Raw genomic sequence first — 17210 nt, 5'->3', positions numbered from 1 at the left:
GTCACAACGTAAACTACGAAGGTGTAACCGGTCAATTGGATTACAACAGTCACACAGATGCCGTGGTCAGGGTCACGGTCGCCCTGGTGAACGCCCTGACCCCGGGCGAGCAGCGCGGACGCGCCTTTCCAGCGCCTGCCGACGCCGGCGCCGCCGCCGCCGAGGGCCTGGGCAGCGTCTACTCGTCCTACCGCGAGATCACCGCGGAAGAGGGCGCGGAGCTGGCCGAGGTCGCCGCCCGGCTGCGGATGGTCTTCGCCGCCGTCGCCGCGGGAGACATCGACGCCGCGGCCACGCGGGTCAACGAGCTCCTGGAGGAGACCCGCGCCAGACCGCTGCTCGAGAAGCACGACGGCGAGCCCTGGCACCTGCACTTCCACGGCCGCGGCGGCACCATGGCCGGCGACTGGGCGGCCAGTTGCGCGACCGGGCTGGCGATCGTGCTGGGCAGCGAGTTCAGCGACCGCCTCGGGGTCTGCACGGCGCCGCACTGCGACCGCGTCTACGTGGACGTGTCCCGCAACGGCACCCGCAGGTTCTGCTCCACGGCCTGCCAGAACCGCGTCAAGACGGCTGCCTTCCGCGCCAGGACCAAGGCTGACTGATCATTCGGCATCGAGAGAGCCCTCTTACCGCAGGGCGGCTTTCCCCTTACTAGGTCGAACCGCACATACCACGCTCGTCGCGCTCCCCGGCGCGGCCAGCGCGGAAACCCCCAATAACCACATCAACCGGGTCAAGATGACCGGCAAGCAGGAAGTCCCCGGTCCCGGCGACCGGAACGGCTTCGGCGTCTTCGCGTACCAGATCCGCGACGGCAAGCTCTGCTACACCATCACGGCCCGCAAGATCAGATCGGCCACGATGGCCCACATCCACGCGGGCAAGAAGGGTGTGGCAGGCCCGGTCGTCGTCACGCTCAAGGCCCCGGCGAAGGGCTTCGCGAGCGGCTGCGTCAAGGCGGTCAGGCACCAGAACAAGAAGAACGCCGTCGTCGTCCTCACCTTCCGTGAGCTGCGCGGCATCGTGAAGTGGCCGCACCTGTACTACGTCAACGTCCACAACAAGAAGTTCCCGGCCGGCGCCATCCGTGGCCAGCTCGGCTAGAGGTGAGCCCCTGCTCCAGCTCCCCGGCGCGGGCCGGGGAGCTGGAGCCCGTTCATTCGGCGGCCAGCCGTTCTGCCTCTTCGTGCAGCGCGAGGATGAGGACCAGCTCCAGCTGGAGCTTTTCCAGATCCGGCGCCGCAAGGCCGTCAAGGACGCGCATAATGGGCCTCCCTGACTGAACGACGCCCCACAAGTCACAGTGGTTTACCTGCTACGTCTCGCTTCTGAACCGTTCCCACGCTGATTGGCGTGTCATTCCGAGCGAGGCGCCGATGCGCTCCCAGCTGACGTCCCTGCCGCGCAGGTGCCCCACCCAGTCGCGCAGATTGTCGTCGACTTGAGCCTGCACGGCCGCGATTTTCGGTAGATGGTCGAGTATCTGCTCTTCGGTCATCGACTCCCACATGGGAAGGCGGGGCTCGGTGGAGGAGGCGAGTCGTTCCTCTTCGAGGATTGCATTGCACAGCTCGACGCATTGGTCACAAATGTGCACACCAGGACCGGCGATGATTTTCTCCACGTCCGTGCTCTTCTTGTGGCAGAAGGAGCAGCGGATCTTGTCTTTCCAGTCAGGCATGCCCTGACACTAATCCTGTCAGGCGGCACCTGACAACCCCGCACGCCGATCATGTTCCATCTGCGCCTGCAGGATGGCCTGCCGCTCCTCGGTGATCCTGCGGCAGATCGTCACATACGCGGTCAGCACTTTGGAGTACGCCTGGCGGGCCTGCTCCACCTGGGCCCGAAGGCACAGGATGCGATCGGCGTCGCCGAGGCGTTCGGCCCGGGCCAGCAGTGTGCGGGCCTCGTCGACGATCTCTTCGGCCCGCATCCTCGTGCGGCGCAACAGGGCGGCGCATTCGTGCAGCTCCGTCAATCGAGCCGAAGAGACGATGAACTCGGCAGTGTGCACAGATGATCCAGCCGTTCGCCTGCGGAGATCCGCTCCCATTCCCGCCACCTCCCGGTCAAGGTTGCCTAACTGTAGACGCGCAACCCTCGCCGGCGGATCACTCGGACCGCCGGTGGAAGACGTCCCTGCACCCTCCGGAGAGGTTTCTCCTCCCCGGAGGGAAAACCTCTTTCCTGAAGCCCGTTCGGTCGCGGCTGAATGTGGTACTTGACGCCCTTGCCGGGGCCTATTCGAAGAATGCCGTGAATATCCGTTCTCCGGAAAAGCAGGGGATGAAGACCTGCGATCGGGCCCATGACGCCGACCGTTCGTCACATACTGAAACGGAGCGACAGCGGACCGTAGCCCGGGAGTGGTGGCGATGCCGGCGACAGGCAACGACGACGCGGTGGACGTCAGCGTCGTCATCCCCGCACACAACTGCCGGGACTACCTCGACAGATGCCTCACATCCGTGCTCGTGCAGCGGGTCAAGAAGGAGATCGTCGTCATCGACGACGGCTCCACGGACGGCAGTGCCGATCTGCTCGACCTCTACGCCGCCTACCACAAGGCCAGCATCAAGGTGGTGCGCGTCGAGCGCAGCGGCGGCGCGGGCCGCCCGCGCAACGTCGGCCTCGAGCACGCCACCGGGCGATACGTGTTCTTCTGCGACGCCGACGACTACCTCGGCCCCGAGGCGCTGGAGCGGATGGTCGCCATGGGCGACAGGAACGGCTCCGACATCGTCCTGGGCAAGATCGTGGGGCACGGCAGGCGGGCGCCGGCGTCGATGTTCCAGCACAGCGCCGACCGGGCGGAGCTCGGCGAGAGCACCGTCTACAACAGCCTGTGCTGCTTCAAGCTGTTCAGGAGGGACCTGCTCGAACGCCACCGCATCAGGTTCGGCGAGGGCATGCGCGTCGGCGAGGACATCATCTTCACGGTCCACGCCTACTGCCACGCCCGCGTGATCTCGGTGGTCGCCGACTATGACTGCTACCACCTCGTCGCCAGGCCCGACGGCAGCAGCGTCATGCAGCAGCCGGGCAGCAGGGACCCGCTCGCCTGGCTCGCCATGATCAGGGAGCCGATCCGGCTCATGGCCAGGCACATCGAGCCTGGCCCGATCCGTGACCACCTGCTCCGCAGGCATTTCAGGCTTGACGCGTTCGCGCAGCTGGGGGCGGTGTTCCTGGAGAGCGACGACATCCGGCGCAAGGACATCGCGCGGGAGGTCGCCGCTCTCTGCGACGAGTGGTACACGCCGGGCGTGCACGAGCGGCTGGCCAGCATCGACCGGCAGCGTGCGGGTGCGCTGGACGACATCGACCGCCTGGTGCGCCTGGCCCGCATCGAGAGCGCCACCGTGCGGCGCACGCTGACCGGGCTGCGCTGGGACGGCGACCGCCTGGTGGTGACGGGCGCCGCCCGGCTCGACGGCATCAGCAGGGACGACGGCGTGGCCGTGGTGCTGCGCTCACGGTACGCCCCGCACACCGAGCTGGTCGTGCCCGCGCAGCGCAAGGGCGGCGAGTTCACCGTCCGCGTCGAGGCGGGCGCGCTCGACTCCGGCATCTGGGACCTGCGGGTGGCGGTCGAGCTGGAGGGGGTCGTGCGCTTCGGCAGGCTCGGCGCGGAGCGCGACAGCGGCATCACCCTGCCGCTCCCCAGGCTGGTCGGCGACCGGGCGGTCCTGCCGTACTTCACCAGGGACAACGGCAACCTGAGCATCGACGTCGGCGGGCACGTGATCGGGATACCGGGCACGGCCAGGCTGATCAGGACCAGATGGGGGCTCGGACGCCGGCTGCAGGTGGACGGCGAGGTCGCCGTCGCCGGCACCACCCCGGCGGCCGCGGCGATCAGGCGGATCGTCTGGCGCGAGCGGCGCACCGGCCGCGAGCGTACCGAGCCGGTGACGGCGCTGCCCGGGGGCGGGTTCACGGCCAGGCCCGCGGTGGGCAAGCTCGCGCCCGGCACCTGGGACGCCTATCTGGAGCTCGATCTGGGTGGGCCGCCCGCGCGGTTCAGGATCGAGGCCGAGGCCGAGGCGGTCGCGCCGCCGCGCAGGTGGTGGTTCGCCGCCCTGCTGCGGAGCGTGCGGCCGTACGCGACGCCGGACAAGGGGCGGCTGAGCACGGTCGTGCGGCGGCTGACGGCCGGGTCGGTCGTCAGAAAGATCATGCGCTAATTGCCATCTATGTGCAGGTGCAACACGATGCTCTAAAGTAGGAGCGGTTGTTCGTCCCCTTTGGGAGGCATTGTCGTGCACGTACCCGATGGCTTCTTCAATGCAGTTACGTCGGTGTCGGCCGGGGTCGTGGCTGCTGCTGGGGTCGCGGTGTGCCTCCGCGGGGCCCGGCGTGAGCTCGACGACCGCACCGCGCCCATGGCCGGGCTCGTCGCGGCCTTCATCTTCGCCGTGCAGATGCTCAACTTCCCCGTCGCGGCGGGGACCAGCGGCCACCTGATGGGCGGGGCGCTGGCCGCGATACTCGTCGGGCCTTATACCGGCGTCTTGTGCATGGCCGTGGTCCTCCTCGTCCAGAGCGTGTTCTTCGCCGACGGCGGGCTGACCGCGCTGGGCGTCAACATCACGATCATGGGCCTCGTCGGCGTGCTGGTCGGCTGGGCGGTCTTCCGGCTGGTCGCCGGACTGGCCAGGGGTAAGGGCGGGGTCACGCTGGCGGCGTTCCTGTCCGCGCTGATCTCCGTTCCGGCCTCCGCGATGGTGTTCACACTGCTGTTCTCGATCGGCGGCACGGCGCCGATCGAGGTGTCGGCGGTGGCGGCCGCCATGGGCGGCGTGCACCTGCTGATCGGCATCGGCGAGGGCGTGATCACGGCGCTGACCGTCGGCGCGGTGCTCGCCGTCCGCCCCGACCTCGTGTACGGCGCCCGCGGCCTGGCCAAACCGCTCGTCCTGCGCGGCGCGGAGGGCACGACCACCGTAGGCGCGCCCGAGCCCGCTCCTGTCCGCGGCGCCGGCCGGCCGTTCCTGCTCGGCGGGATCGGGGTGACGCTGGTGCTCGCCGGGCTGGTGTCGTTCTTCGCCTCCTCCTCGCCTGACGGGCTGGAGTCGGTGGCCGAGAGCAAGGGTTTCCTCGACCGGGCCACCGACCACGTGTTCAGCGGGTGGGCGCTGGCCGACTACGGTGAGGTGGGCGGGATCCCCGTCGGAGTGGCCGGGATCGTCGGCGTCGGGCTCGTGTTGCTCGTCGCCGGAGGTGTGGCCTACGCCGCCAGGAGCCGAGACAGGATCAAGGTCTGAGACGTGGGCGCCGGGCATCATCACCAGCTCTATCTACCGGGCGGCTCGGTCGTGCACCGGCTGCCGCCGCAGTGCAAGCTGATCGCGGTCTTCGCGTTCGCCGTCGTCGTGGTGGCCACGCCGCGTGAGCGGTTCTGGGCTTTCGCGGCCTATGCGGTGTTGCTCGGCGTCGTCGCGGCGCTGGCGCGAGTGCCGGCCACGTACATCGTGCGGCGGATGGTGATCGAGGTGCCCTTCGTGCTGTTCGCGTTCCTCATCCCGGTCATCGGGCTGGGGGAGCGGGTCACCGTGCTGGGGCTCTCGCTGAGCGTGCCCGGTCTCTGGGCGGCCTGGAACATATTGGCCAAGGCCACACTGGGGGTGGCCGCCTCGATCCTGCTGGCGGCTACCACGGAGCCGCGGGTCATCCTCATCGGGGCGCAGCGGCTGCGGCTGCCGAGCCTGCTCGTGCAGATCGCCATGTTCATGTTGCGGTACATGGACGTGATCATGGATGAGATGCGGCGGATGCGGGTGGCGCGGGAGTCCCGGGGGTTCGAGGCCCGAAATTTCCGGCACATCCCCGTGATCGCGCGGTCCGCCGGTGCGTTGTTCATCCGCTCGTACGAGCGGGGCGAGCGGGTGCATCTGGCGATGCTGAGTCGCGGATACTCCGGGCAGATGCCGATAATTCATGACATGTCGGCATCCGTACCCCAATGGGGCACTGCTCTCGCGCTACCCGCCGTGGCACTGGCAGTGTTGGGACTCGGACTGTGAACTCTCTCGAAGTCAGCCAGCTCGCCTATGCCTATCCCGACGGCACGCAGGCGTTGTTCGGCGTGGACCTGTCGATCTCCCGCGCCGAGCGGGTGGCCCTGCTCGGCCCGAACGGCGCCGGCAAGACCACGCTGGTCATGCATCTCAACGGAATCCTCACCGCAGGGCACGGCACTGTCACCGTCGCCGGCACCCCGGTGCGCAAGGACACGCTCAAAGAGGTCAGGCAGCGCGTCGGCCTGGTCTTCCAGGACCCCGATGACCAGCTCTTCATGCCCACGGTCCGTGACGACGTGGCCTTCGGCCCGGCCAACGCCGGCGTGCGGGGCGAGGAGCTGGACCGGGTGGTCAAGGGCGCCCTGGAGCGGGTCGGCATGCTGGAGGCCATGGACCGGCCGCCGCACCATCTGTCGTTCGGCCAGCGGCGCCGGGTGGCGGTGGCGACGGTGCTGGCCATGGAGCCGGAGATCCTGGTGCTCGACGAGCCCTCGTCCAACCTCGACCCGGCCGCCCGCAGGGAGCTGGCCGAGATCCTGCGTTCCCTGGACGTGACGGTGCTCATGGTCACGCACGACCTGCCGTACGCACTGGAGTTGTGCGAGCGCTCGCTCATCCTCTCCGACGGCGTGATCGCCGCCGACGGGCCCACCCGCGAGCTGCTCGCCGACGCTGATTTGCTCGCCAGGCATCGCCTGGAGCTCCCGTACGGCTTCGCCATCCCCGCCGTGTAGGGCGTTCGGCGCCAATCTTCGTAGTCTTGCATGTCCGGTTTCCGGGGATGTCGAAGTACAGTGGCTCATCGAGGAGGGGCCAAATGAAGCTGCGGCTTGCGCGACATGCCCTGGGAGACGCCGTGGTGGTGGCCGTTGAGGGCGAGCTCGACCTGTTCACCGCACCGTTCCTCCGCGACGAGGTGCGCGATGCGATCAAGCAGGACAGCGCCAGACTCGTGCTCGATCTGCAGCAGCTGTCGTTCATGGATTCCAGCGGGCTGTCGGTGCTGATCGAGGCCTGGCGGCTGGCGACCGGAGAGGGCGGCGGAGTGTCGCTGGCGGCGCCGCAGGCGCCCGTGGCGCGCATCCTCCGCACCACGGGGCTGGATCGGCGGATCAAGGTGTACTCCGACGTCGACAGCGCCGTGGGTGAGATTTGACGACCCCCGAGTAGAACTTCATTCGGTCGCCGGGTTAGGGTCCGGTCTATGGACGTGAACGGATCTGCAGCAATCATCTCCGGCGGCGCCAGCGGCCTCGGCGAGGCCACGGCCCGCGAGCTGGCCCGCGCCGGCGCCACGGTGGTCGTCGCCGACCTCAACGAGGAACGTGGCAAGAGCGTCGCCGACGAGCTCGGCGGCGTCTTCGCCAGGACGGATGTGTCGGATGACGAGCAGGTGCAGGCGGCCGTGGACGCCGCCGTGGCCACGGGCAAGCCGCTGCGCGTGGTGGTCAACAGCGCCGGCATCGGCTGGGCGGAGCGTACGGTCAACCGGGACGGCAGCCCGCACAACCCGGCCACTTACCGCAAGGTCATCGAGGTCAACCTGATCGGCACGTTCAACCTCATGCGCATCGCGGCGGCCGCGATCGCCAAGACCGAGCCGGCCGACGCCGACGGGCAGCGCGGCGTGGTGATCAACACGGCGTCGGTGGCGGCCCTGGAGGGTCAGACCGGGCAGCTGGCGTACTCGGCCTCCAAGGGCGGCATCGTCGGCATGACGGTGCCCGCGGCCCGGGATCTGGCGGCCATCGGCGTACGCGTGAACACGATCTGCCCCGGCATCATCGACACCCCGATCTACGGCTTCTCGTCCAACGCCGAGGAGTTCAAGGCCAAGCTGGTCGCGCCGGTGGTCTTCCCCAAGCGCATGGGCCGGGCCGACGAGTTCGCCCACCTGGTGCGCAGCCTGATCGAGAACGACTACATGAACGCCGAGGTCATCCGCTTCGACGGCGGCATCCGCTTCCAGCCCAAGTGAGGTCTCGTGTCTGACGAAGTGCTCGTCGAGGAGTCCGGCAATGTCGCGATCATTACCATCAACCGGCCCAAGGCCCGCAACGCCGTCAATGGGGCGGTGGCGCGCGGGATCGCGGGCGCGCTCGACGAACTCGATACACGTCCCGACATTTCTGCATATGTCCTGACCGGCGCTGGGGGCACGTTCTCGGCGGGGATGGACCTGAAGGGGTTCCTGACCGGCGACTTCCCGGTGGTGGAGGGGCGCGGGTTCGGCGGGGTGACCGAGGCGCCGCCGAAGAAGCCGCTCGTGGCCGCCGTCGAAGGGTACGCGCTCGCAGGCGGGTTCGAGCTCGCGCTGGCCTGTGACGTCATCGTGGCGTCGTCGGAGTCGACCTTCGGGCTGCCAGAGCCCAAGCGCGGGCTGGTGGCCGGAGCGGGCGGCATCATGCGGCTGCCGCGGCGGATCCCGTACCACGTTGCCATGGAGATCGCGCTGACCGGCGAGCACTATCCAGCCTCCCGCCTGTACGAGCTCGGCCTGGTCAACCGGATCACCGAGCCGGGCGCGGCCCTGGAGGGAGCGCTGGAGCTGGCCCGCAAGATCGCCGGCAACGCCCCGCTGGCCCTTGCGGCCACCAAGAAGGTGATCATCGAGTCGCAGGACTGGTCGCTCGAGGAGATGTTCGCCAAGCAAGGCGCGATCATCAATCCGGTGTTCGGCTCCAAGGACGCCATGGAGGGCGCCGCGGCCTTCGCCGAGAAGCGCGCGCCCCAATGGAAGGGCGAATAGCCGTCCCCCTCCCGGGATCGGGAGGGGGATACTTTTAGCGCATTCATAGCTCTTCCTGCGTACGGTAAAGGGAGAAGACGAGCTACTGGGAGTGCGCATGAGCGAGCGTGGCGAGCGACCAGTCGAACACAGCCGACTGTCGCTCATGCGACGTCCGGAGGAGGGCGCATGAGCGATTATTCGGGTCCGCCGAGGTTCGAGTCCGCCAAACGCGGTGCTGGAGCCCTGTTCTCCGGGGCGCTGAGCGCGCTCATCATCGTGGTCGGCATGCTTGTCGTGATGTGGGTCGTCGAAGGCATCGACTTCGTGCTCAACGGCGCGCTCGACCAGTTCGGCATCCTGGGCTGGGACCCCGAAGGGCTGGTCGGCATCCTGTTCGCGCCCTTCCTGCACGGCGGCTTCGCGCACCTCATGGCCAACTCGCTGCCCCTGCTGGTGCTGGGCTTCCTGGCCGGGCTGCGTGACGTGCGCAAGTTCCTGTGGGCGAGCCTGATCATCATCGTGATCGGCGGCCTGGGCACCTGGCTGACCAGCCCTGCCGTCTACACGGTCGGGGCGAGCGGGCTGGTGTTCGGCTACTTCGGCTACATCCTGTCCAGGGGCGTGTTCGACCGGCGCCTGCTCGACATCGTCATCGCCGTGGGCGTGGGCATCGCGTACTACGGGATCCTGGCTGGGCTGCTGCCCAACCAGGAGGGCATCTCTTGGCAGGGGCACCTGTTCGGCCTCATCGGCGGCGTGGTGGCCGGTTGGGTGCTGCGCCACAAGAAGCAGCGGGAGATCCCGGCTTACTGAAGGTGCGACCGCGTGTGCTCGGCGGGGGACGCCGAGAGCAGGCGGTCGATGAAGGCCAGGCCCACGGCGGAGGCCACGAACGCCAGGTGGATGATCGTCTGCCACATGATCTTGTCGTTGGGGGTCGACTGCGCCCTGATGAAGGTCTGCAGCAGGTGCACCGACGAGATGCCGATGATGGCCGTGGCCAGCTTGACCTTCAGCACGTTGGCGTTGACGTGGGAGAGCCACTCCGGCTCGTCGGGATGGTCGTTGAGGTTGATGCGGGAGACGAACGTCTCGTAACCGCCGATGATCACCATGATCAGCAGGTTGGAGATCATCACCACGTCGATGAGCCCCAGGACCGTGAGCATCACCACGACCTCGGCCGACGGCGTGCCGGACGATGCCGGGGCGGCGTGCAGGAACACCGTCTCGATCAGGTGCCAGAGCTCCAGCACGAACTGCCAGACGTAGACCGCCTGCGCCACGATCAGGCCCAGGTAGAGCGGCACCTGGAGCCAGCGGCTGGCGAACATCAGATAACCGAGGCTCTTGGGGCGCACGGTAACCAGGCGTGGGGGGATATCGGGCAAGAGTCGTTTCCTACTGCTCGAGGGGGGAAGGTCCGCACGCCGTACCGCGACGCCTTCAGGCACGCCGCAGCCGGCACCGACCGGTTGGCGGTGCCGGCGCGGTTCGCGCAGCGCGTCGCGGAGGGACGGTTACGCCGTCAGAGGCGCTCGACCACGTAGTGGACGCAGGTCGTCAGAGGCGCTCGACCACGTAGTCGACGCAGGTCGTCAGCGCCTCGATGTCGGCCGGGTCGACGGCCGGGAACATTGCGATCCGCAGCTGGTTGCGGCCCAGCTTGCGGTAGGGCTCGGTGTCGACGATGCCGTTGGCGCGCAGCACCTTGGCCACGGCCGCGGCGTCCACGTCGTCGGAGAAGTCGATCGTGCCGACCACCTGCGAGCGGAACTCGGGAGCGGCGAACGGCGTGGTGTACGAGGACTTCTCGGCCCACGTGTAGAGGCGCGAGGCGGAGTCCGCCGTGCGGGCGGTGGTCCAGGCCAGGCCGCCGTTGCCGTTCATCCAGTCGAGCTGGTCGGCCAGCAGGAACAGCGTGGCCACGGCCGGGGTGTTGTAGGTCTGGTCCTTGGCGGAGTTGTCGATCGCGACCGGGAGGCTGAAGAACTCCGGCACGTAACGGCCGGTCGCGGCGATCTCCTCGACCCTGGCCAGGGCACGCGGCGACATGATCGCGATCCACAGGCCGCCGTCGGAGGCGAAGCTCTTCTGCGGCGCGAAGTAGTAGACGTCGCTCTCGGTGATGTCGACGGGCAGGCCTCCGGCGCCGGAGGTGGCGTCCACGAGCACCAGCGAGTCGTCCGAGCCGACCCGCTTGATCGGCATGGCGACGCCGGTCGAGGTCTCGTTGTGAGTGAGCGCGTAGACGTCCACGCCCTCCTCGGTCACCGCGGTGGGGTGGGTGCCGACCTCGGACTTGATGACGCTCGGCTCGGCCAGCCACGGGGCCTTCTTGGTGACCGTGGCGAACTTCGACGAGAACTCGCCGAACGACAGGTGCTGCGACTTCTCCCGGACCAGCCCGAAGGCGGCGATGTCCCAGAACGCCGTGGTGCCGCCGTTGCCCAGCACGACCTGGTAGCCCTCGGGCAGCGAGAACAGGTCGGCGAGTCCGGAGCGTACGCGGCCGACCAGGCTCTTGACCGGCTTCTGGCGGTGGGAGGTGCCCATGAGGCTCGCGCCGGAGGCGGCGAGCGCGGCCAGTTGCTCGGTGCGAACCTTCGAGGGCCCGCAGCCGAATCGGCCGTCGGCGGGCTTGATGTCAGCGGGAATCACGATGTCAGCCACGTCATGGAGCCTACCGAGCGGCTCGGAGTGGCTCGCACGGGGTCCGGATTCTGAGACCTGTGAAACTTTCACGTACGGATCCCAGGTCAGAGGCGGTCGCGCCGGACGAGGTCCTGACGAAGCGCTCTTTCGCTCTCACGTTCCTCACAAGTCGCGAGAAGCGGTGACGGCCATGGCTGACGTCGACGTCCTCAGCGCCAGGGAACTGGAGGTCCTCTCCCTGGCCGGCTCAGGCCACAGCGCCCAGGGGGCTGGCGCTCGATTTGCTGGATCTTTACCCGGGTGCGCGCCGCCCGCGCGTGCCGTGCGGCCGCGAGCTGGTGGTGATGCACGCCAGGTGCGTCGTGGCGGCCGAGGTGGTGACGCGGGCCATCATCCGGGGCGGCCGGGCGTTGTACGCCGTCCGGGACTGGACCGTCCACGACGCCTCCTGGGCAGCCGGCCTGCGGTTCACCGCGGTGCTCGTGGACCCGCTGCCCGCGGACTGGCTGCTGCCGGCACGCCTCGATGCCCGCACCGTCGCCGTGCCGTCCGCGCCGCCGGGACCCGCCGCCGTGGCCGACGCCGTGCCCGCGGCGCGTTCGCCGTGTTGTGGCTGGAGGACGTGCCCGACCACCTCTGCGCGGTCCTCGACCTGGTGTCCAGGGAGTACGTGGTGCTCGGCGCGAACATGTGCCGCCGCCTCCTGCCCGCCCCCGCCTCACTGCCCGCGAGCACGACGTGCTGGTCTCCATCGCCGGGGGCCACACGATCAGGCAGACCGCCCGCCTGCTGGGCATCGCGAGCAAGATCGTGGAGAGCACCAGGGCCCGCCTGTTCAGGAAGCTCGACGCGCGCAACCGGTCGGAAGCATTCACCAACGCCTACCGGGCGGGCCTGATCCCGCCGGGGCCGTGCGCCGGGGACTGACCCGGCGCACGGCCCCGCCGTCGCTCACTGGCCGCGGCTTGCCGGGTCCACCCGCGCGAACGTGAGCAGGTCCACCATCCGGAAGTCGCCCGGCTCGACGTGCGCGGCAGGTCCTCGAACCTGCCGCCGCTCTCCAGCCGCAGCTTGGCGGGGTCGGAGGGGTTGTGGAGCTGCGGGTCGGCGGCGGGCCCGCCGCCGTAGACGGAGTCGAGGTCGAGCCCCGGCGTTCGGCTGTTGGGCGACTGCTCGGGGCTCGTCGGCACGCCGAGCGGTGAGGTCTCGTCGAACGTGACGTCGTGGTCGATGAACTGGCCCAGGAACGTCACCCCCGCGGTGTGCGCCGTCTTGTCGACGTTGCTCGGACTGAGCTCCGGGTTCGTGACCAGCCGGACCGGTCCCTCCTGCAGCGGGTCCCGCGCGTCGATGACGCCGCCGGGCCGGCCCATCGCCATCAGAGCCTGCCTCAGGGAGGGCGCGTTGAAGTCGGCGAACGGGGTGAGGTTGAAGATCCGGCCGAGTCGTCGGTCGACTGGAGTATGACGTGCCTCCTTGCTGGTCTCCCACCGAAGGAGGGCAGGCGCGCGCCGACAACCCGCTACGCGTGATTGTCCGGCCTGCTCGTGGGAGACTGGGGGGTGCCTGGGCCAAGGCTGGTCCCTCGACAAGAGGCGGTCAAGGACGACTTTCCCTTAAGGCTTTCCGTCCGAGGCAGTCCCGCTCAAGGCTGTCCCGCTCAAGGCTGTTCCGCTCAAAGGCCTTCCCACGAAAAACGGCTACCGGGCGGGTGCAAGCCGCGCAGTAGCCGTTGTGACGTGGATCAGTAAGCGCCGACCACCTGGTCCGCGCCGGGCACCTCGCTGAGCGGACGCGTCGTGGGGCCGACGTAGTTCGCGCTGGGGCGGACCAGCCTGCCCGTGCGCTTCTGCTCCAGGATGTGCGCGGCCCAGCCGGCCGTGCGGGCGCAGGTGAACATCGAGGTGAACATGTGGGACGGCACCTCGGCGAAGTCCAGCACCACGGCCGCCCAGTACTCGACGTTGGTGGCGAGCACCCGGTCGGGCTTGCGTGCGTGCAGTTCCTCCAGCGCGGCCTGCTCCAGCGCCGCCGCGACCTCGTAGCGAGGTGCGTCGAGCTCCTTGGCGGTACGGCGCAGCACGCGGGCCCGCGGGTCCTCGGCGCGGTAGACGCGGTGGCCGAAGCCCATGAGCCTGTTGCCCTTGTCGAGCTCGCTCTGGACGTACTTCTTGGCGTCGCCGAGCTGCTCGACGCCCTCGATCATGTGCAGCACCCGGGCAGGGGCGCCGCCGTGCAGCGGGCCGGACATGGCGCCCACGGCGCCGGAGAGCGCGGCCGCCACGTCCGCGCCGGTGGACGCGATGACGCGGGCGGTGAACGTCGAGGCGTTCATGCCGTGCTCGGCGGCGGAGGTCCAGTAAGCGTCGATGGCCTTCACGTGCTTGGGATCGGGCTCACCGCGCCAGCGGATCATGAAACGTTCGACGATGGTCTTCGCCTCGTCGACCCGGCTCTGCGGCACCATCGGGAGGCCGAGCCCGCGAGCGGACTGCGCCACGAACGACAGCGCCATCACGGAAGCACGCGCCAGCTGGTCGCGGGCCTCCTCGTCACTGATGTCGAGCAGCGGCTTGAAGCCATAGGCGGGAGCCAGCATGGCCAGCGCACTCTGCACGTCTACGCGGATGTCACCGGAGTGGACAGGGATGGGGTACGGCTCCGCCGGGGGCAGGCCCGGCTGGAACGTGTTGTCGACCAGCAGGCCCCACACTGCCCCGAACGGGACACGGCCGACCAGCTCCTCGATGTCAACGCCCCGGTATCGAAGGGCGCCCCCTTCTTTGTCCGGTTCCGCGATCTCGGTCTCGAAAGCTACGACGCCTTCGAGCCCGGGTTTGAAGTCGGACATACTCGGCCGCCTCCCTTTCTGCCATGTTCCGGCAATGCAAAGCCTTGATGTCGAGATACCGGCGGGTCAATTTAACCCCCTAGCAGGTCATGCTTGGTCTCGGGACCCGCCGTAAGGCCAAACCCGCTGGTCGGAGCGGTCTCAGAAGCCGGCATGAGATCGCCATGACACAGCGGTCTCAGTAGTCTGCATGAGATCGCCATGACAGATCGCCGTGACAGATCGGCGTGAGATCGCCGTGACACGACGGTGCGTGGGATCTTCCAGGCAAGCGCGCAAGAATACCGTCTCGTGGATGCCACCCCGCGCCCGCCCGTGTTGGCGGGGCTTCGCCGTACGTACGAGGGCGAGCCGCTGCTCGAATCAGACCTCGCGTCCGATCCCATAGCGCAATTCACTGTCTGGTTCCAGGACGCGGTCGAGGCCGGTCTGCCGGAACCCAACGCCATGATCCTGGCCACCGCCTCCGCCGGCGGCCGGCCCAGCGCCAGGACGGTCCTGCTGAAGGGCTACGACGAACGCGGATTCGTCTTCTACACCAACTACGAGTCGCGCAAGGGCCGCGACCTCGCCGAGAACCCCCGCGCCTCGCTGTTGTTCCCCTGGCACCCCATCCGCCGCCAGGTCCGCATCGAGGGGACCGTCGCCAAGATCTCCCACGAGGAGTCGGCCGAATACTTCAGTTCCCGCCCGTACGGCTCGCGCATCGGCGCGTGGGCCTCGCGCCAGTCGGCCGTCGTCCGCTCCAGGGAGGAGTTGGACGACCGCTACCGCGAGCTGGCTGACCGCTGGCCGGACGATCCGCCGGTGCCCGACTTCTGGGGCGGCTTCCGCGTCGCCCCGATCGAGGTGGAGTTCTGGCAGGGGCAGCTCGACCGGATGCATGACCGGCTTCGTTACCGGAGGACCCGACCCGGCTGGGCCCTGGAGAGACTCGCACCTTAATGTGCATGGAGTGGCATTCGGGGAGTTCGTCAAACGTCATCTGGTGGACACTCGTCCGCTGCGCGTGCCCGCGTACCGGCGGATCTGGGTCGGCCAGGCCGTCTCGCACGTCGGGGTCGGGGTCACCGTCGTGGCGGTCGGCCAGCAGGTCTACGAGCTGACGCACTCCTCGTTCTGGGTCGGGCTGCTCAGCATGGCCAACCTGGTGCCACTGGTGGTGTTCGGCCTGTGGGGCGGGGCGGTCGCCGACGCCCTGGACCGGCGCAGGGTGCTGGTCGTCGGCTCGCTCGTGGCCTGGGCGGCCACCCTGTTCATCCTGGTCCAGGCGCTGCTCGGGCTGGGGAACGTCTACCTGATCTTCGCGGCCGTCGCGTTGAACGCCACCGGATTCGCCATCACCGGGCCGACCAGGGGTGCGATCATCCCGAGGCTCCTGGAGCCCGAGCTGGTGCCCGCCGCCAATGCGCTCAACTCGCTGGTGTACAGCATGGGCGCGGTGATCGGGCCGATGGTCGGGGGCGTGCTGCTCGCCACGGGCGGGTTCGCGGCGGCGTACGCGGTGGATGCCCTGCTGTTCGCCGCAAGCCTCTACGCGGCTCTCAGGCTGCCCTCACTGCCTCCGAAGGGCGAGGTGAGCCGTCCGGGTGCACGGGCGGTGCTGGAGGGGCTCAGCTTCATCGTCAGGAGCCGGGTGCTGCTGATGTCGTTCGTGGTGGACATCATCGCGATGGTGTTCGCGCTGCCGCGGGCGCTGTTCCCGGAGCTGGCCGACAAGTCGTTCGGCGGGTCGGAGATCGCGCTCGGCCTGCTGAACTCGGCCATGGCCGGCGGCTCCGTCATCGGCGCGTTGTTCTCCGGATGGGTGGGTCGGGTCACCCGGCAGGGGATGGCGCTGGTCGTCGTCATCGCCGTCTGGGGGCTGGCCGTGGCCGCGGCGGGGCTGGTCCAGGAGTTGTGGCTGGTGGTGGCGTTCATGGCCGTCGGAGGCGCGGCCGACGTGGTGTCGTCGGTGTGGCGGCAGTCGATCCTGCAGCTGTACGCGCCCGACGAGATGCGGGGACGGCTGCAGGGCGCGTTCATGGTGGTCGTGGCGGGCGGGCCGCGCCTGGGCGACCTGCGGGCCGGCGCGACGGCGACGGCGTTCGGGCTGACCGGCGCGTGGGTGGGCGGCGGACTGGCGTGCGCGGTCGCGGTCCTCGTCGTGGGCCTGTCCGTGGCCACCTTCAGGAACTACCGGGCGGGTACGGCCGGCAAGCATGACCAGGTGCCCGCCCCTGACTAGGCCGCGAGCGGTCAGGCCACCCGCGCCGCCGCTTGGAGGTCGGCGAGGAAGCCCTTGTACGCCGTGTCCCTGTCCGGCGCGCGCAACACGGCCGACGGGTGGATGGTGGCCACGGCGAGCGCGTCCCCGAGCGGCACCGGCTCGCCCCTGTGCTGCGTCACCCGGAACGTCCGTCCCAGCAGCGCCCGCGCGGCCGTGGCCCCCAGCACCACGACCACCCGGGGATCCACCACGGCCAGCTCCGCGTCGAGCCATGGATGGCAGGCCTCGATCTCGGCCGCGGTCGGCTTCTGGTGAATACGCCTTTTTCCCCTCGGCACGAAGGAAAAATGCTTGACCGCGTTGGTGACGTAAACGTCGTCACGCGCGATCCCCGCCTCCGCCAGCCCTTTGTCCAGAATGCGCCCGGCCGGACCGACGAACGGATGCCCCTGGCGGTCCTCCTGGTCCCCGGGCTGCTCGCCCACCAGCATGAACGTCGCCTGGGCCGGCCCCTCGCCGAACACCGTCTGCGTGGCGTTCCTGTACAGCTCGCACCCTTCGCAGCAGGCCGCGGCGCGCCGCAGCGACTCGAGGTCCAACTGGTCGGGAAGGAACTCGGCCGCGCTGTTGTTGCCGTCCTTATCCATCGTCGGTCGTTCTCCCAATAGGGTTCTTGTGAGGCCTGTGCCCAAGGCGGACGGGCTCAGTCCTGGGTCGGGTGGTCAGCCTCCGGAG

General features: G+C 69.0%; 21 protein-coding genes. 13 read left to right on the top strand and 8 right to left on the bottom strand.

Translation table 11 applies throughout. From position 1 onward, the window contains the following. Positions 1–62 precede the first annotated feature (62 nt). Positions 63–605 (top strand): CGNR zinc finger domain-containing protein, encoded by a 543-nt coding sequence (locus ETD86_RS08980; protein ID WP_246147795.1) that lies wholly within the window; start codon positions 63–65, stop codon positions 603–605. A gap of 136 nt (positions 606–741) precedes the next feature. Next, the gene (locus ETD86_RS08975; RefSeq protein ID WP_138665640.1) at positions 742–1107 is read left to right on the top strand and encodes a CHRD domain-containing protein; all 366 of its coding nucleotides are present in this window, start codon (positions 742–744) and stop codon (positions 1105–1107) included. 211 nt (positions 1108–1318) lie between these two features. On the opposite strand, the gene ETD86_RS08970 is transcribed toward ETD86_RS08975, so the two are convergent. Both ETD86_RS08970 and ETD86_RS08965 read right to left on the bottom strand, forming a co-directional pair. Beyond that, on the bottom strand, positions 1319–1684 hold the full coding sequence (locus tag ETD86_RS08970) for a ClpX C4-type zinc finger protein (RefSeq protein ID WP_138665639.1): 366 nt from the start codon (positions 1682–1684) through the stop codon (positions 1319–1321). An 18-nt stretch (positions 1685–1702) separates the two neighbouring features. Beyond that, a complete protein-coding gene (locus tag ETD86_RS08965; RefSeq protein WP_138665638.1) occupies positions 1703–2020 on the bottom strand; it encodes a hypothetical protein in 318 nt (105 codons plus the stop codon). Between the two features lie 361 nt (positions 2021–2381). Here ETD86_RS08965 and ETD86_RS08960 point away from each other — a divergent pair, with 361 nt between their 5' ends. The 8 genes from ETD86_RS08960 (at position 2382) to ETD86_RS08925 (ending at position 9573) form a co-directional block, all read left to right on the top strand. Beyond that, positions 2382–4193: a glycosyltransferase family 2 protein gene (locus ETD86_RS08960; protein ID WP_138665637.1), complete on the top strand. Its 1812-nt coding sequence runs from the start codon at positions 2382–2384 to the stop codon at positions 4191–4193. A gap of 75 nt (positions 4194–4268) precedes the next feature. Then, positions 4269–5273, top strand: coding sequence for an energy-coupling factor ABC transporter permease (locus ETD86_RS08955; protein WP_138665636.1), 1005 nt, complete (start codon positions 4269–4271; stop codon positions 5271–5273). Between the two features lie 3 nt (positions 5274–5276). Next, on the top strand, positions 5277–6032 hold the full coding sequence (cbiQ, locus tag ETD86_RS08950; RefSeq protein WP_138665635.1) for a cobalt ECF transporter T component CbiQ: 756 nt from the start codon (positions 5277–5279) through the stop codon (positions 6030–6032). Continuing rightward, the gene (locus ETD86_RS08945; RefSeq protein ID WP_138665634.1) at positions 6029–6763 is read left to right on the top strand and encodes an energy-coupling factor ABC transporter ATP-binding protein; all 735 of its coding nucleotides are present in this window, start codon (positions 6029–6031) and stop codon (positions 6761–6763) included. The genes cbiQ and ETD86_RS08945 overlap by 4 nt, the downstream gene beginning before the upstream one ends. Positions 6764–6846: 83 nt before the next feature. After that, positions 6847–7185 carry an STAS domain-containing protein gene (locus tag ETD86_RS08940; RefSeq protein ID WP_101785558.1) on the top strand — a complete coding sequence of 113 codons (339 nt, stop codon included), beginning with the start codon at positions 6847–6849 and terminating at the stop codon, positions 7183–7185. A 48-nt stretch (positions 7186–7233) separates the two neighbouring features. Next, positions 7234–8007 (top strand): SDR family NAD(P)-dependent oxidoreductase, encoded by a 774-nt coding sequence (locus ETD86_RS08935; RefSeq protein ID WP_138665633.1) that lies wholly within the window; start codon positions 7234–7236, stop codon positions 8005–8007. A gap of 6 nt (positions 8008–8013) precedes the next feature. Then, entirely contained in the window at positions 8014–8778 is a 765-nt protein-coding gene (locus tag ETD86_RS08930; protein ID WP_138665632.1) for a crotonase/enoyl-CoA hydratase family protein, read from the top strand. A 168-nt stretch (positions 8779–8946) separates the two neighbouring features. After that, entirely contained in the window at positions 8947–9573 is a 627-nt protein-coding gene (locus tag ETD86_RS08925) for a rhomboid family intramembrane serine protease (RefSeq protein WP_138665631.1), read from the top strand. Here ETD86_RS08925 and ETD86_RS08920 read toward each other — a convergent pair. From ETD86_RS08920 to ETD86_RS54960, 3 genes are all read right to left on the bottom strand, one after another. Then, entirely contained in the window at positions 9567–10121 is a 555-nt protein-coding gene (locus ETD86_RS08920) for a TIGR00645 family protein (protein WP_246147794.1), read from the bottom strand. The genes ETD86_RS08925 and ETD86_RS08920 overlap by 7 nt on opposite strands. 202 nt (positions 10122–10323) lie before the next feature. After that, positions 10324–11433: a phosphoserine transaminase gene (gene serC, locus ETD86_RS08915; protein ID WP_138665629.1), complete on the bottom strand. Its 1110-nt coding sequence runs from the start codon at positions 11431–11433 to the stop codon at positions 10324–10326. A 274-nt stretch (positions 11434–11707) separates the two neighbouring features. Further along, positions 11708–12049 carry a hypothetical protein gene (locus tag ETD86_RS54960; protein WP_170222962.1) on the bottom strand — a complete coding sequence of 114 codons (342 nt, stop codon included), beginning with the start codon at positions 12047–12049 and terminating at the stop codon, positions 11708–11710. A gap of 56 nt (positions 12050–12105) precedes the next feature. On the opposite strand from ETD86_RS54960, the gene ETD86_RS54955 reads away from it, so the two are divergent. Further along, positions 12106–12342 (top strand): response regulator transcription factor, encoded by a 237-nt coding sequence (locus ETD86_RS54955; RefSeq protein ID WP_170222961.1) that lies wholly within the window; start codon positions 12106–12108, stop codon positions 12340–12342. Here the strand turns inward: ETD86_RS54955 and ETD86_RS08900 are convergent. Beyond that, entirely contained in the window at positions 12297–12794 is a 498-nt protein-coding gene (locus ETD86_RS08900) for a hypothetical protein (RefSeq protein WP_138665626.1), read from the bottom strand. The two genes, ETD86_RS54955 and ETD86_RS08900, sit on opposite strands and share 46 nt — an antisense overlap. 365 nt (positions 12795–13159) lie before the next feature. Next, positions 13160–14266, bottom strand: a complete 1107-nt coding sequence (locus ETD86_RS08895) for a citrate synthase 2 (RefSeq protein WP_138665625.1) — start codon at positions 14264–14266, stop codon at positions 13160–13162. A 291-nt stretch (positions 14267–14557) separates the two neighbouring features. Between ETD86_RS08895 and pdxH the strand changes: the two genes are divergently transcribed. Both pdxH and ETD86_RS08885 read left to right on the top strand, forming a co-directional pair. Beyond that, complete coding sequence (gene pdxH / locus ETD86_RS08890; protein WP_138665624.1) at positions 14558–15211, top strand: pyridoxamine 5'-phosphate oxidase; 654 nt, start codon at positions 14558–14560, stop codon at positions 15209–15211. Positions 15212–15221: 10 nt separating this feature from the next. Then, on the top strand, positions 15222–16493 hold the full coding sequence (locus tag ETD86_RS08885) for an MFS transporter (RefSeq protein WP_246147793.1): 1272 nt from the start codon (positions 15222–15224) through the stop codon (positions 16491–16493). An 11-nt stretch (positions 16494–16504) separates the two neighbouring features. On the opposite strand, the gene ETD86_RS08880 is transcribed toward ETD86_RS08885, so the two are convergent. Then, the gene (locus ETD86_RS08880) at positions 16505–17122 is read right to left on the bottom strand and encodes a UdgX family uracil-DNA binding protein (protein ID WP_138665622.1); all 618 of its coding nucleotides are present in this window, start codon (positions 17120–17122) and stop codon (positions 16505–16507) included. Positions 17123–17210: the final 88 nt, after the last annotated feature.

It is taken from the genome of Nonomuraea turkmeniaca (assembly GCF_005889735.1).
GTDB lineage: Bacteria > Actinomycetota > Actinomycetes > Streptosporangiales > Streptosporangiaceae > Nonomuraea > Nonomuraea turkmeniaca.
The sequence above is the reverse complement of the archived record's forward strand: the minus strand, read 5'-3'. Positions and strand labels throughout refer to the sequence as shown.

What these genes read in the sequence shown, in the direction of transcription:
- ETD86_RS08975 (WP_138665640.1), top strand. Translation starts at nt 742, where the DNA reads ATGACCGGCAAGCAGGAAGTCCCCGGTCCCGGCGACCGGAACGGCTTC.
- ETD86_RS08970 (WP_138665639.1), bottom strand. Translation starts at nt 1,684, where the DNA reads ATGCCTGACTGGAAAGACAAGATCCGCTGCTCCTTCTGCCACAAGAAG.
- ETD86_RS08960 (WP_138665637.1), top strand. Translation starts at nt 2,382, where the DNA reads ATGCCGGCGACAGGCAACGACGACGCGGTGGACGTCAGCGTCGTCATC.
- ETD86_RS08940 (WP_101785558.1), top strand. Translation starts at nt 6,847, where the DNA reads ATGAAGCTGCGGCTTGCGCGACATGCCCTGGGAGACGCCGTGGTGGTG.
- ETD86_RS08935 (WP_138665633.1), top strand. Translation starts at nt 7,234, where the DNA reads ATGGACGTGAACGGATCTGCAGCAATCATCTCCGGCGGCGCCAGCGGC.
- ETD86_RS08925 (WP_138665631.1), top strand. Translation starts at nt 8,947, where the DNA reads ATGAGCGATTATTCGGGTCCGCCGAGGTTCGAGTCCGCCAAACGCGGT.
- ETD86_RS08900 (WP_138665626.1), bottom strand. Translation starts at nt 12,794, where the DNA reads ATGGCGATGGGCCGGCCCGGCGGCGTCATCGACGCGCGGGACCCGCTG.
- ETD86_RS08895 (WP_138665625.1), bottom strand. Translation starts at nt 14,266, where the DNA reads ATGTCCGACTTCAAACCCGGGCTCGAAGGCGTCGTAGCTTTCGAGACC.
- ETD86_RS08880 (WP_138665622.1), bottom strand. Translation starts at nt 17,122, where the DNA reads ATGGATAAGGACGGCAACAACAGCGCGGCCGAGTTCCTTCCCGACCAG.